The organism is Streptomyces sp. LARHCF249 (assembly GCF_052871255.1).
Genome location: NZ_JBIXJQ010000021.1, coordinates 27253 through 41140 on the forward strand (window position 1 = coordinate 27253; position 13888 = coordinate 41140).

13 protein-coding genes and 1 pseudogene are annotated in these 13888 nt (G+C 71.2%); 7 read left to right on the plus strand and 7 right to left on the minus strand.

The window, feature by feature from the left end:
* Positions 1-36: 36 nt before the first annotated feature.
* Positions 37-687: pseudogene (locus ACIPUC_RS35785) on the plus strand (DedA family protein); the annotation flags it as partial.
* Between the two features lie 116 nt (positions 688-803).
* Here ACIPUC_RS35785 and ACIPUC_RS35790 read toward each other — a convergent pair.
* Both ACIPUC_RS35790 and ACIPUC_RS35795 read right to left on the minus strand, forming a co-directional pair.
* Entirely contained in the window at positions 804-2444 is a 1641-nt protein-coding gene (locus tag ACIPUC_RS35790; RefSeq protein WP_446594562.1) for a threonine/serine ThrE exporter family protein, read from the minus strand.
* Between the two features lie 188 nt (positions 2445-2632).
* Positions 2633-3127 (minus strand): inorganic diphosphatase, encoded by a 495-nt coding sequence (locus ACIPUC_RS35795; protein ID WP_008742522.1) that lies wholly within the window; start codon positions 3125-3127, stop codon positions 2633-2635.
* 200 nt (positions 3128-3327) lie between these two features.
* Here ACIPUC_RS35795 and dacB point away from each other — a divergent pair, with 200 nt between their 5' ends.
* The 6 genes from dacB (at position 3328) to folE (ending at position 10815) form a co-directional block, all read left to right on the plus strand.
* On the plus strand, positions 3328-4764 hold the full coding sequence (gene dacB / locus ACIPUC_RS35800) for a D-alanyl-D-alanine carboxypeptidase/D-alanyl-D-alanine endopeptidase (protein ID WP_446594563.1): 1437 nt from the start codon (positions 3328-3330) through the stop codon (positions 4762-4764).
* Positions 4765-4802: 38 nt separating this feature from the next.
* Positions 4803-5951 (plus strand): zinc-dependent metalloprotease, encoded by a 1149-nt coding sequence (locus ACIPUC_RS35805; RefSeq protein WP_446594564.1) that lies wholly within the window; start codon positions 4803-4805, stop codon positions 5949-5951.
* 242 nt (positions 5952-6193) lie between these two features.
* On the plus strand, positions 6194-7255 hold the full coding sequence (gene tilS / locus ACIPUC_RS35810; protein ID WP_446594565.1) for a tRNA lysidine(34) synthetase TilS: 1062 nt from the start codon (positions 6194-6196) through the stop codon (positions 7253-7255).
* Between the two features lie 66 nt (positions 7256-7321).
* The gene (gene hpt, locus ACIPUC_RS35815) at positions 7322-7882 is read left to right on the plus strand and encodes a hypoxanthine phosphoribosyltransferase (RefSeq protein WP_362394741.1); all 561 of its coding nucleotides are present in this window, start codon (positions 7322-7324) and stop codon (positions 7880-7882) included.
* Between the two features lie 211 nt (positions 7883-8093).
* Positions 8094-10130 (plus strand): ATP-dependent zinc metalloprotease FtsH, encoded by a 2037-nt coding sequence (ftsH, locus tag ACIPUC_RS35820; RefSeq protein WP_446594566.1) that lies wholly within the window; start codon positions 8094-8096, stop codon positions 10128-10130.
* 76 nt (positions 10131-10206) lie between these two features.
* Complete coding sequence (gene folE / locus ACIPUC_RS35825; RefSeq protein WP_446594567.1) at positions 10207-10815, plus strand: GTP cyclohydrolase I FolE; 609 nt, start codon at positions 10207-10209, stop codon at positions 10813-10815.
* 79 nt (positions 10816-10894) lie between these two features.
* Here folE and ACIPUC_RS35830 read toward each other — a convergent pair whose 3' ends face one another.
* From ACIPUC_RS35830 to folP, 5 genes are all read right to left on the minus strand, one after another.
* Complete coding sequence (locus ACIPUC_RS35830) at positions 10895-11380, minus strand: DUF3180 domain-containing protein (protein WP_446594568.1); 486 nt, start codon at positions 11378-11380, stop codon at positions 10895-10897.
* 52 nt (positions 11381-11432) lie between these two features.
* Positions 11433-12041, minus strand: a complete 609-nt coding sequence (gene folK / locus ACIPUC_RS35835; RefSeq protein WP_446594569.1) for a 2-amino-4-hydroxy-6-hydroxymethyldihydropteridine diphosphokinase — start codon at positions 12039-12041, stop codon at positions 11433-11435.
* Complete coding sequence (gene folB, locus ACIPUC_RS35840; protein ID WP_030010912.1) at positions 12038-12397, minus strand: dihydroneopterin aldolase; 360 nt, start codon at positions 12395-12397, stop codon at positions 12038-12040. Before folB ends, folK begins: the two co-directional genes overlap by 4 nt.
* A gap of 131 nt (positions 12398-12528) precedes the next feature.
* Positions 12529-12972 carry a nuclear transport factor 2 family protein gene (locus ACIPUC_RS35845; RefSeq protein ID WP_446594570.1) on the minus strand — a complete coding sequence of 148 codons (444 nt, stop codon included), beginning with the start codon at positions 12970-12972 and terminating at the stop codon, positions 12529-12531.
* 22 nt (positions 12973-12994) lie between these two features.
* Positions 12995-13867, minus strand: coding sequence for a dihydropteroate synthase (gene folP / locus ACIPUC_RS35850; protein WP_446594571.1), 873 nt, complete (start codon positions 13865-13867; stop codon positions 12995-12997).
* Positions 13868-13888: the final 21 nt, after the last annotated feature.

Consider the following 13888-nt stretch of genomic DNA (forward strand, 5'->3'; position numbering starts at 1 on the left):
CGCACACGCCCCCTCATCCAGGAGAGTCCGGAACCCGTGTACACGATTGCGCTCGGCCCTGAGTGGCTGTCCCCGGACTATCTGATCTCGCACTTCGGCCTGATCGGCATCCTGGTCATCGTCTTCGCGGAGTCGGGACTCTTCGCGTTCCTGCCCGGCGACTCGCTGCTGTTCACGGCAGGTCTGCTGGTCGCCAACGGCGAGTACATCAAGCAGCCGCTGTGGCTGGTCTGCACGCTGATCGTGGCCGCCGCGATCATCGGCGACCAGGTCGGCTACATGATCGGCAAGTACTTCGGGCCGAAGCTCTTCAACCGGCCGAAGTCGAAGGTCTTCAAGCGGGAGAACCTGGACAAGGCGCACGAGTTCATGGACAAGCACGGCCCCAAGGCCATCGTGCTCGCCCGCTTCGTGCCGATCATCCGCACCTTCGCCCCGATGGTCGCCGGCGCCGGCTCGATGAAGTACCGCACCTTCCTGACGTACAACGTCATCGGCGGCATCGGCTGGGGCGCGGGCATCACGATCGCCGGCTACTGGCTCGGCCAGATCGAGTTCATCAAGACCAACATCGAGGCGATCCTGATCCTGATCGTCCTGCTCTCCCTCATCCCGGTGATCTTCGAGGTGCTGAAGGCCCGCAAGGAGAACAGGGCGGCGGCCGCCGAGGCCCCGCTCGAGACCGAGGGCCAGACCGCCGGCCAGCGCGGCCGCCACGCGAAGCGCTAAGGGCGCCGCAGCCACGCGTACGACCCGTAACGCCCCGGAGGCCCCGCAAGGGTCCCGGGGCGTTCGTGTGCCCGTCAGAAGCCGCGGGTCCGCTTGGCCGCGCGGCGCTTCGCGGCGCTGGCGGCGCCCGGGATCCGCATGAACAGCCGGGAGGCCTCGGAACCCAGGTTGACGCCGATCGCGATGGCGAGGGCGATGGCCGCGGCGTTCACGAGGGAGGCGAGGCCCTCGTTCAGCCGGTTCTCGGCGATCAGCAGCAGCCCGTAGTACGTCGCCGAACCGGGCAGCAGCGGCCCGATGGCCGCCGTCGTGTACGGCAGGGCGGAGGCGAAGCGGTAGCGGGAGAAGAGCTGCCCGAACAGGCCGACCAGCCCGGCGGCGACGGCGGTGGACGGCACGGGCGGGATGCCGCCCGCGTAGTGCAGGGCTCCGAAGGTCACCCAGGCGACCCCGCCGTTGAGGGTCACGATCCACACGCTGGACCGCTCCTGCTGGAGCAGGACCGCGAAGGTGAACACCAGGACCATCGAGGCCGCGATCTGGATCAGCGGCCGCTGCTGGATCTCGAGGACCTCCTCCGGCCGCGGGGAGGCGTCGAACTGCAGGCCGACGTAGAGGACGACCAGCACGCCCATGATGATGCCGATGAAGAGGTACATGACCTCCAGCAGCCGGGCGGAGGCGGTGATGTAGAAGCCGGTCAGCCCGTCCTGCACGCCGGCGACCAGGGCCCGCCCGGGCAGCAGCGCGAAGAGCCCGCCGGTGATCACGGCGGAGGCCTTGACGTCGATCCCCGTCATGTTGAGCGCCACCCCGATCGCGGCCGGCGGCATCGCGGCGACCACGAACTGGTAGAACTCCGGCAGCCCGCGCCCGGCGCACAGCCAGGCCAGCCGGTCGCCGAGGACCGCCCCGACGGCCGCCGCGATGAAGACCAGCACCCCGCCGCCGACCAGCGTGGAGGCGGCCCCGGCGAGCAGTCCGGCGGCGGAGGTGAGCATCCAGCCCGGGTACGGGTGGCGGTTGCGGCGGATCTCGGCGAGGCGCCGGTAGGCCTCCTCCAGGGAGACGTCGATCTCGGCGGCGCTGATGTCGTCCACGAGCCGGAAGACGGCGGAGAGCCGGTTGTAGTCGGTGCCGCGGCGGCGCACGGTCCGGTTCGCCGACACCGGGTCGTCCACCAGCGAGGGCTGGTGGGTGATCGACAGCATGGTGAAGGTGACGGTGGGCTCGCAGCGGTCCAGCCCGTAGGAGCGGGCCACCGCGAACATGGCGGCCTCCACGTCCTCGGCTCCCTCGCCGCCCGCGAGGAGCAGCTCGCCGATGCGCAGGGTCAGGTCGAGCACGCGGCCCACGGCGGGCCCGGTCTCGGTCGGCCGCTGCACCAGGTCCGGTACCGGCCGCACGTCGACCGGCATGCGCAGCATCGTGCGCATCCGGTCCTGCCAGGGGGACTCCTTCATCCGGGCGACGGGGAAGCCCTGGCCGGGGGTGTAGGCGGGCGGGGAGTGCGCGGCGCTGTAGGTGGCCGGGGTCGCGAAGGCCGAGCCCTCGGGCTCGGGCTGCACCGGCTCGGTGCCCGCCGGGAGCGCGAACTCCGAGGTGGGCTGTTCGTCCTCCGGTACCCCCGGCTCCATCCCGGGCGGCGGCGTGAAGGCGCTGTGCGCCTCGTCGGACTGGGGCTTCCTGTCCTCGGCCCCGTCGGCCTCCGCCACGCGTCCTCCACTCAGTGATCACCGGCGGTATCAGTATGCGGAACCGTTTCCTCCATGGCGAAGGCAGCCCGGTCGCCGGTCGCGTTCCCCCGGGCCGGAACGCGAAGCGGGCGGCACCCCCGCAAGGGGGTACCGCCCGCAGTCGCGCGCAGCGGGGCCGGGGAACCCGTCCCGCTCACCGGCGGAGCCTAGTGGTGGCCGCCCTGGGCCTCGAGGCGCTTGTACGAGGCCTCGATCTCGGCCTCGGCCTCGGTGCGGCCGACCCAGTTCGCGCCCTCGACCGACTTGCCCGGCTCCAGGTCCTTGTAGACCTCGAAGAAGTGCTGGATCTCCAGGCGGTCGAACTCCGACACGTGGTGGATGTCGCGCAGGTGCTCGACACGCGGGTCCGAGGCCGGCACGCACAGCAGCTTGTCGTCGCCGCCCGCCTCGTCCGTCATGCGGAACATGCCGATGGCGCGGCACTTGATCAGGCAGCCCGGGAAGGTCGGCTCGTCAAGGATGACCAGCGCGTCCAGCGGGTCGCCGTCCTCGCCGAGGGTGTTCTCGACGAAGCCGTAGTCGGCCGGGTAGCTGGTCGAGGTGAAGAGGCGACGGTCCAGACGGATCCGGCCGGTCTCGTGGTCCACCTCGTACTTGTTCCGCGAACCCTTGGGGATCTCGATGGTGACGTCGAACTCCACGTCCTGCTCCTCCATGATCAGCTTCAGCAGTCTGAATTGCTTCGAGACCGTATTTGATTCAATACGCGCGCGTCCGGCCCGGCCGCCCCCAGCTGACGCTGGGAGTACCCCCAGCCGGGTGGGGTGCCATGCTCGCGGCAAGACGCAGTGGTTAAGTGTCCCTCACGCATATGTGTGATCGCGAAAGGGGCTGGTCCGAGGTGCCATTGATCAAGACGTGGCAGCTCATCGCGGGCTCGGCCGTCGCCGGTCTCGCCCTGTCGGCGGCCGTGGTGACCGCCGCCGGTCCGTGGGACTCCGGCCAGCGTAAGGCCGAGCGGGACAGGGTCGCCTCCTGGGGCCTCACGGGTGGCGCAGATCACGGTGGCGGTCCCGGCTCCGGAACCTTCCCGCAGGCCGCTCCCAGCGCCCCCGGGGTCCTCGGCGCGATCGGCCCCGGCGCCCCGCGCCCGGCGGCGGCCGCCGCCCCCGAGGGCCTCGCGGCCGCCCTGCGGCCGCTGCTCGCGGACCCCGCGCTCGGCACCGTCCGCACCGCCTCCGTCGTCGACACCGCCACCGGGCAGGTGCTGTACGAGTCCGGGGCGAGGGACCCGATGACCCCCGCCTCCACGATCAAGATCGCCACCGCCGCGGCGGCGCTGGCCGCCCTCGGGCCCGAGCACCGGATGCGGACCGCCGTCGTGCCCGGCGCCGCTGCAGGGCAGATCCTCCTCGTCGGCGGCGGCGATCCCTCCCTCACCGCCAAGAAGAAGAGCCCCGCCGGATCCGGCGGCAGCCTCGTGGCCCTCGCCGCCGACACCGCCCAGGCCCTCAAGGCCGCCGGCACCGACAGCGTGAGCCTGGGCTACGACGACAGCCTCTACACCGGCCCGGTCCGCCACCCGATCGGCGACAACCCCAACATCGCGCCCGTCACCGCCCTGATGGCCGACGAGGGCCGCCCCGACGACTCCACGTCCGGGCCCGTGGAGCGCACCGGCGACCCCTCCAGGGACGCCGCCCGCTCCTTCGCCGCCCTGCTGACCGAGCGAGGCATCAAGGTCACCGGCGAACCCGCCCGGGCCAAGGCGCCCGACGGCGCCCAGCCGCTGGCGGCCACCCACTCCACCCCGCTGGCCGGCCTCGTCGAGCGGATGCTCACCCACAGCGACAACGACATCGCCGAGGCCCTCGCCCGGCAGACCGCCCTCGCCTCCGGCCGCCCCGCCAGCTTCGAAGGCGGCGAGAAGGCCGTCACCGACCGGCTGGCCGCCCTCGGCGTAGACGTCTCCGGCTCCCGCTTCGCCGACGGCAGCGGGCTCAACCGCGCCGACAAGGTCAGCACCGGCCTCCTGACGGGCCTGCTCGCCAAGGCCGCCGACCCGCAGCGGCCCGAGCTGCGGCCCGTCCTCACCGGCCTGCCCGTCGCCGGATTCACCGGGACCCTGCGCGCCCGCAACGCCGGCAGCTCCCCGGCCGCCGGCCTGATCCGCGCCAAGACGGGCACCCTGACCGGCGTGAACTCCCTCGCGGGCACCGTCGTCGACCGCTCCGGCCGGCTCCTCGCCTTCGCCTTCCTGACCGCCAACAGCGCGGACGGCCCGGCCGCCGAGAAGAGCCTCGACAAGCTGGCCGCCGCGGTGGCGGGAGCGGCGTAGGGGGTCCGCCCGCGGGCCGGTCCACGTACGGTTGACGCATGACGAGCATCGGTGGTGCGGAGATGGTCGACTGGAACCTCGCGGTGGCGACCGCGACCCGGCTGGTGCGGCCCGGCCCGGAGGTCAGCCGGGACGAGGCCCGGGCCGTCGTCGCGGAGCTGCGCGGACACGCCAGGACCTCCGAACGGCACGTACACGAGTTCACCCGGATGTTCCACGCGCTACCCGAAGGGGCGCACGTCCCCAAAACCCCCGTCCTGGTCGTCGACCGGGCAGGCTGGGTCAAGGCCAACGTGGCGGGCTTCCGCGAGCTGCTCCAGCCCCTCCTCGGCAAGATGCAGGACCGGCGCGCGGGCACCCCCGGCGCGGCCGTCTTCGGCGCGGTCGGCGGCAAGGTCACCGGCGTCGAGCTGGGCATGCTGCTGAGCTTCCTGGCCTCCCGGGTCCTCGGCCAGTACGAGACCTTCGCGCCGGCCTCCCGCGAGCTGCCCGGCTCCTCCACGGGCGGCGGCCGGCTGCTGCTCGTCGCCCCGAACATCGTGCACGTCGAGCGCGAGCTGGAGGTGCACCCGCACGACTTCCGGCTGTGGGTCTGCCTGCACGAGGAGACGCACCGTACCCAGTTCACGGCCGTCCCGTGGCTCCGCGACCACCTCGAAGGCGAAATCCAGACGTTTCTCGGCGCCACCGAAGTGGATCCCATGACCGTCCTGGAGCGGCTGCGCGACGCCGCCCAGTCCTTCGCGGGAGCCCGGCCCGACGCCGAGCGGGGCGACGAGGGCCGCTCCCTCGTCGAGATCGTGCAGACCCCCGAGCAGCGGGAGGTGCTGGGCCGGCTCACCGCCGTCATGTCCCTGCTGGAGGGCCACGCCGACTTCGTGATGGACGGGGTCGGCCCCCAGGTGGTGCCCTCGGTCGCCGAGATCCGCGAGAAGTTCCAGCAGCGCCGGGCCAGCGGCGCCGGCCGCCTCGACGCCACCCTGCGCAAGCTCCTGGGCCTCGACGCCAAGCTGCGCCAGTACCGCGACGGCGAGCGCTTCGTGCGCGCCGTCGTCGAGGAGGTCGGCATGGACGGCTTCAACCGGGTGTGGACCTCTCCGAACACATTGCCGACCAAGGCCGAGATCGCCAAGCCGGCGGACTGGGTGGCCCGCGTACACCGCAAGGGGAGCGAAGGGAGCGAATAGGCGTGACGCAGGGGGCGTAAACATGTCTCCTTGGGGGAAGCAGCATCACCCGTCCGAGGGACCGTGGGCCGTGGAAGGGCGTGCGATGCTCGGGGAACGGCTCGGCTCTGTCACCATCGACGCACTCTGAGTGACATACCCGCTCGGCGGGGGCCGCCCGGCAGCACCCCCGACGCTCCACCCCCTGACGCTCCACCCCCGAAGCCTCCGAGGCATCCGAACTCCATCGAAGGGCACCGGACATGGGTCCCCATCCTGCGGTCGCGGCGATACGCCTGGCGGTCCGCCGCGCACTCCACGACGTCCTCACCGACCTCACCGACTTCCCCCGCACCCGGCCCGCGGGGACGCCCTCCGCCGGCCCCCGCACCCCGGCCGGCACCCTGCCGCTCGTCCTCGTCGCCTGCTCCGGCGGCGCCGACTCCATGGCGCTCGCCTCCGCCCTGGCCTTCGAGGCGCCCAAGCTCGGCATCCGGGCCGGCGGCATCACCGTCGACCACGGGCTCCAGCCCGGCTCCGACCTGCGCGCCGCCGAGGTCGTCATCCGCATGACCGCCCTCGGCCTCGACCCGGTGGAGTCCGTCGCCGTGCGCGTCGGCCGCGACGGCGGTCCCGAGGCCGCGGCCCGCGATGCCCGCTACGGCGCCCTGGACGAGGCCGCCGACCGGCTGGGCGCCTCCGCCGTGCTGCTCGGCCACACCCGGGACGATCAAGCCGAAACCGTCCTGCTGGGCCTCGCCCGCGGGTCCGGCATCCGCTCGCTCTCCGGCATGGCCGAGGTCAGCGGAGGCCCGGGCCGCAGCCACCGCTACCGCCGCCCCTTCCTCCAGGTCGACCGGCAGACCGCCCGCAAGGCCTGCATGGTCCAGTCCCTCCCCGTCTGGGACGACCCGCACAACATGGACCCCGCCTACACCCGCTCCCGCCTGCGCCACGAGGGACTGCCCGCCCTGGAGAAGGCGCTGGGCAAGGGGGTCGTCGAAGCGCTGGCCCGCACCGCCCAGCTGTCGCGCGACGACGCCGACGCGCTGGACGCCTGGGCCGCCGAGGCGGAGACCGGCGTACGCGACGAGGACGGCCGCCTGGAGTGCGCCAAGCTGTACGCCCTGCCCCCGGCCGTCCGCCGCCGGGTGCTGCGCAGGGCCGTGGTCGCCGCCGGTTCTCCCGCGGGCTCCCTCTTCGCCCGGCACATCGAGGAAGTCGACCGCCTCATCACCGGATGGCGCGGTCAGGGCGCCATCAACCTGCCCGGCCGGGTCGAGGCCCAGCGGCAGGGTGGCAGACTTGTCATCCGGCAGGGCTGATTGGTGCTGAAACACGGCTGAGTCCTCCGGGGGGCACCCCCGGAGCCCCGGCCGACAACGAAAGTGATGCGGGTGGACGAGAAGGACATGGGCGGCGACCTCCAGTCGGTGCTCATCACCAAGGAAGAGATCGACGCGAAGCTGGCCGAGCTGGCCGCGAAGATCGACGCGGAGTACGCGGGCAAGGACCTGCTCATCGTCGGCGTCCTCAAGGGCGCGGTGATGGTGATGGCGGACCTGGCGCGTGCCTTGTCCACCCCGCTCACCATGGACTGGATGGCGGTGTCCTCGTACGGCGCCGGGACCCAGTCCTCCGGTGTGGTGCGGATCCTCAAGGACCTGGACACCGACATCAAGGACAAGCACGTCCTGATCGTCGAGGACATCATCGACTCCGGTCTGACGCTGTCCTGGCTGCTGTCGAACCTGGGCTCGCGCCAGCCGGCCTCCCTCGAGGTCGTCACGCTGCTGCGCAAGCCCGACGCCGCGAAGGTCGCGATCGACGTGAAGTGGGTCGGCTTCGACATCCCGAACGAGTTCGTCGTCGGCTACGGCCTCGACTACGCGGAGAAGTACCGCAACCTGCCGTTCGTCGGCACGCTCGCCCCGCACGTCTACGGCGGCTGACCCCGCTCCCGCCCGCGTCCCCGGGGCGCCTCGGAAACTCCGGGGAACCTGGGGGCGATTCCCGCCGTTGGAGCAGGGGAAGGCGGGTCTGTCAGCCGTCCCACGAGGCCGCGGGTGACAATACAGGGGTACATTCCGAAGAACAGTCTTTACTCACACAGCAGCATTTACCTACGGGCAGGAGGGACGGGGTGCTTTGCGCCCCGTATGGATGGACGTGAAGCGATACTTCCGTGGGCCGGTCATGTGGATCGTGCTGGCCGTCCTCGCCGTGGTCGTGTTGATGAATGTCGTCGGCTCCGGCGGCGGCTACAAGTCGGTGGACACCAGCGAGGTCATCAAGGCGATCAACAGTGGCCAGGTGGAGACAGCGAAGCTGACCACCGGCGACAGCCAGATGATCAAGATCGAGCTGAGCGAAGGCCAGAAGCTCGGCAAGCACGACGGCACCAAGTTCCAGGCCAACTACATCGGGGATCAGGGCGTCCAGCTCGCCCAGAACCTCCAGACCAAGTACGAAGCCGGTCAGATCCCCGACGGGTACTCCGTCGATCCGGACAAGACCAGCCCGTTCCTGAGCGTGCTGCTCTCGCTCCTGCCCTTCGTCCTCATCGTCGTGGTCTTCCTGTTCCTGATGAACCAGATGCAGGGCGGCGGCTCCCGGGTCATGAACTTCGGGAAGTCCAAGGCCAAGCTCATCACCAAGGACACCCCGAAGACGACGTTCGCCGATGTGGCGGGCTCGGACGAGGCCGTCGAGGAACTCCACGAGATCAAGGAGTTCCTCCAGGAGCCGGCGAAGTTCCAGGCCGTCGGCGCCAAGATCCCCAAGGGTGTGCTGCTGTACGGCCCGCCCGGCACCGGTAAGACCCTGCTCGCGCGCGCCGTCGCGGGCGAGGCCGGTGTCCCCTTCTACTCGATCTCCGGATCCGACTTCGTCGAGATGTTCGTCGGTGTCGGTGCCTCGCGTGTCCGCGACCTGTTCGAGCAGGCCAAGGCCAACGCGCCGGCGATCGTCTTCGTCGACGAGATCGACGCCGTCGGCCGGCACCGCGGTGCGGGTCTCGGCGGCGGTCACGACGAGCGCGAGCAGACCCTCAACCAGCTGCTGGTCGAGATGGACGGCTTCGACGTGAAGGGCGGCGTCATCCTGATCGCCGCCACGAACCGTCCCGACATCCTCGACCCGGCGCTCCTGCGCCCCGGCCGCTTCGACCGGCAGATCGCGGTCGACCGTCCGGACATGCAGGGCCGTCTGGAGATCCTCAAGGTCCACCAGAAGGGCAAGCCGGTCGCGCCCGACGTCGACCTGGGTGCGGTCGCCCGCCGCACGCCCGGCTTCACGGGTGCCGATCTCTCCAACGTCCTGAACGAGGCCGCGCTCCTCACGGCCCGCTCGGACAAGAAGCTGATCGACAACCACTCGCTGGACGAGGCGATCGACCGCGTCGTGGCGGGTCCGCAGAAGCGGACCCGGATCATGTCGGACCGGGAAAAGAAGATCACCGCGTACCACGAGGGCGGACACGCCCTGGTCGCGGCGGCCTCTCCGAACTCGGACCCGGTCCACAAGATCACGATCCTGTCCCGCGGCCGGGCCCTGGGCTACACCATGGTCCTGCCCGACGAGGACAAGTACTCGACCACGCGCAACGAGATGCTCGACCAGCTGGCGTACATGCTGGGCGGGCGCGCGGCCGAGGAACTGGTCTTCCACGACCCGACGACGGGCGCGGCGAACGACATCGAGAAGGCCACCGCCACGGCGCGGGCCATGGTCACGCAGTACGGCATGACCGAGCGTCTCGGTGCGATCAAGTTCGGCGGCGACAACACCGAGCCGTTCCTGGGGCGCGAGATGGCGCACCCGCGGGACTACTCGGAAGAGGTCGCGGCGCTGGTCGACGAAGAGGTCAAGAAGCTCATCGAGACCGCGCACAACGAGGCCTGGGAGATCCTCGTCGAGAACCGCGACGTTCTCGACAACCTGGTCCTCGCGCTGCTGGAGAAGGAAACGCTGAACAAGGAGCAGATCGCCGAGATCTTCTCCACGATCGTGAAGCGTCCGGCCCGCCCCGCGTGGACCGGCTCCTCCCGCCGCACTCCCTCCACCCGTCCGCCGGTGCTCTCTCCCAAGGAGCTCCAGCTGACGAACGCGGCGAACGGCACGTCGGCGACCACCGCCGTCACGCCGGTCTCCACGGAGAAGGGCATCGAGGTGGCCCCGGAGGACCGCCCCGAAGCCTGATCCACCCGGAATGGAAGCCGCGCCCCCCAGGTTCTAGCCTGGGGGGCGCGGCACTTTTTACAGGAACGAGGAAGCAATGACGGACCCAGTGACCCTGACCGGCGACGAGGGCACGATCGGCGAGTTCGACGAGAAGCGAGCCGAGGCGGCGGTCCGTGAGCTCCTGATCGCGGTCGGAGAGGACCCGGACCGCGAGGGCCTGCTGGAGACCCCGGCGCGCGTGGCGCGGGCGTACAAGGAGATATTCGCCGGCCTCTACCAGAAGCCCGAAGAGGTCCTGACCACGACGTTCGACCTCGGCCACGACGAGATGGTCCTGGTGAAGGACATCGAGGTCATGAGTTCCTGTGAGCACCACCTGGTGCCCTTCCACGGCGTGGCGCACGTCGGCTACATACCGTCCACCGACGGCAAGATCACCGGCCTGTCGAAGCTGGCCCGCCTGGTGGACGTGTACGCCCGCCGCCCCCAGGTGCAGGAGCGGCTGACCACGCAGATAGCGGACTCCCTCATGGAGATCCTGGACCCGCGCGGCTGCATCGTGGTCATCGAGTGCGAGCACATGTGCATGACCATGCGCGGGGTCCGCAAGCCCGGCGCGAAGACCATCACCTCGGCGGTCCGCGGCCAGCTCCGCGACCCCGCCACGCGCAACGAGGCCATGAGCCTGATCATCGCCCGCTAGCGGACGACGAAGCGGAACGGGTCGTGGATCGGTGAAGCCCTCGTCTTCGGGGACGGCTACCTCCACGACCTGGGACGGCCTAGGCCCGGGCCGGGGACTCCGGGGTGTCGTCGTCCTCCGGGAGCTTCAGGACGTGTTCCAGGAAGAGGGCCGCGGCGATGACCGCCGCGCCCGCCAGGACCGAGAAGCCGGCGTACCAGGCCTGGTCGCGGCGGGCGGGCACGTCCAGGGCGTTGGTCAGCAGGAAGACGCCGACGCCGCCGTAGGCGCCCGACACCAGGGCCGCCACCAGGGCGCTGGCCTGGCCGAAGACCACCGCGCGGGCCGCCATCAGCGGCTCCACGCCCTTGGCCTCCGGCCGCCGCTCGCGCTGGGCCTTCAGGCGGGAGCGCATCGACAGCGCCGTCGCGAAGAGGATCGCCGCGATGACGCCCAGGACGATGGGCGCGGCCAGCGGAACGCCCGGCAGCGTGCCGTACGCGTTCCACAGCCGGGCGCCCGCCCAGGACAGGACCCCGGCGACGGCGAAGATGCCCGCCAGGACGGCCGGCCTCAGTTGCTTCACTTGCCAGATCCCCGCTTTCTGCGCCGTACGTCAGCAGTCCACAGGTTAACGACTACTCCGGCAGGCGGAGTTCCAGGTCGGGGCGCGGCGTGACGCCGGTGAGGCCGATTCCGGCCAGCAGCGCGCCGACGCCGCCCTGGCCGGGGATCCGGGCCTCGGGGTCGATGTCGTGCCAGGGGGCCAGCACGAAGGCGCGCTGGTGGGCGCGCGGGTGCGGGAGGGTGAGGACGGGGTCGTCGGAGACGACGTCCGCGTACGCGACGATGTCGACGTCGATGGTGCGCGGGCCCCAGCGCTCCTCGCGGACGCGGTCGAAGGCCTCTTCGATGGCCTGGCCGCGCTCCAGGAGCGAGGACGGGGGCAGCGTGGTCCGTACCTTGACGACCGCGTTGAAGTACGCGGGCTGCGAGCCGGGCTCGACGCCCCACGGCTCGGTCTCGTAGACGGGGGAGACGGCCTTGACCCGCAGGCCCGGGGTGTCGCCGAGGGCGTCGATGGCGCCCTGCAGGGTCTCCAGCCGGTTGCCGAGGTTCGCGCCGAGCGCGATCACGGCCCATTTCGGGTTGGACAGGGTGGTGTCCGCCGCGTCGACGGTCTCGACGACCGAGGCGGGGACCGGCTGGACGGTGGGGTCGCTCTGTGCGTTCAGTCCGTTGTTCATGCGCGGCTCCGGGTGATCGTGATGGTCACGTCGTCGAAGGGGACGGTGATGGGCGCGTCCGGCTTGTGGACGACGACCTCCACCTGTGCCACCGCTTCGTGCTTGAGGCACTGCTGGGCGATCCGCTCGGCAAGGGTCTCGATCAGGTCGACGGGCTCTCCCTGGACCACGTCGACGACCTCCTCGGCGACGACGCCGTAGTGCACGGTCTTCGCCAGGTCGTCTCCTGCCGCCGCGGGACGGGTGTCCAGGTGCAGCACCAGGTCGACGATGAAGGTCTGGCCCTCCTCGCGCTCCCGGGGGAAGACGCCGTGGTGCCCGCGAGCCTTGAGGCCGCGCAGCGCGACACGATCCACGCGAATCACTCCTGTTTTCGTAGGTTCTTCCGGTCCCGGGACTCCCCGGGGCCATGGGCCTACGCCGAGTGCGGTCGGCGTCGTCCGACTTCGAATTTACCTGCGAAATACTCCGGATCCCGCCGGAGGGGTCAGGCGGCGTCCTCCTCTTCGTCCTCGTCGGACTCCGTGAGCACCGGGGAACCGTGGTGGGACCACAGGCGCCAGCCCTCGGATGTGCGTCGGAACACATTCGTGGCGACGACCAGCTGGCCCACGAGCGGGCCGAGCTCGCCGCCGTCCTCGGCGGGCCCCCCGCTGAGGATGTTCTCCGTGCACGTCACCAGGGCGGTGTCGTCGATGACGGCCACCTTGGTGTCGGTGAGGAAGAACTGGATGTAGTCGGTGTGGGACATGATCAGCGCGTACGAGCGCAGCACCTCGCCGCGGCCGGAGAGGACCGGCCAGCCGGGGTGCACGCAGGAGATCTCGTCATCGAGCCAGAGTGCCGACAGCGAGTCGAAGTCCCCCCGCTCCATGGCCTCGTAGAAGGCCGTGTTGACCTCTTCGACCGCTTCGATGTCGGTTCTGCTCACAGGGCTCCTTCTCGGTCGGTGGTCACAGCGCTCCTTCCACGGCCCGGGCCACCCGAACCGCGTCGGCGGTCGCCCGTACCTCGTGGACCCGTACGGCCCAGGCGCCCTGGTGGGCCGCGATGGCGGAGACGGCGGCCGTGGCTGCGTCGCGCTCTCGGGCGGGCGGCGGGGCGGCGCCGGACCCGCCGGCCAGGACCCGGCCGAGGAAACGCTTCCGCGAGGCGGCGACCAGCAGCGGGAAGCCGAGGGCGCGCAGCTCGGGCAGGCGGGCCACGAGGGCGAGGTCGTGCTCGGCGTTCTTCGCGAAGCCGAGTCCGGGATCGACCAGGAGCCGCTCGGGGGCGATTCCGCCGGTCACGACCGCGTCGATCCGGGTCCGGAGCTCGGCGGTGACCTCGGCGAGGACGTCCTCGTAGACCGCGAGGCTGTTCATGCCGTCGCTGAAGCCGCGCCAGTGCATCACCACGAAGGGCACCTCGGCGGCGGCGACCGCGGGGATCATGCCGGGGTCGGCGAGCCCGCCGCTGACGTCGTTGACCAGCAGCGCGCCGGCGGCGACGGCCTGGGCGGCGACGGAGGCGCGCATGGTGTCCACGGAGACGGTGACGCCCTCGGAGGCCAGGCCGCGCACGACGGGGACGACCCGGCGCAGCTCCTCCTCCTCGTCGACGCGGGTGGCGCCGGGCCGGGTGGACTCGCCGCCGACGTCGATGAGGTCGGCACCCTGGACGACGAGGTCGAGGCCGCGCTTGACGGCCGCGGTGGTGTCGAACCAGCGGCCGCCGTCGGAGAAGGAGTCGGGGGTGACGTTGACGACGCCCATGACCCCGCAGCGGTCCCAGTCGGGTAGCCCTGTGACCTGGCCCCTGGGGGCCGGCCCGCGGTTGCTGTTCATGGGTTCAGGGTAGAGCCCCCG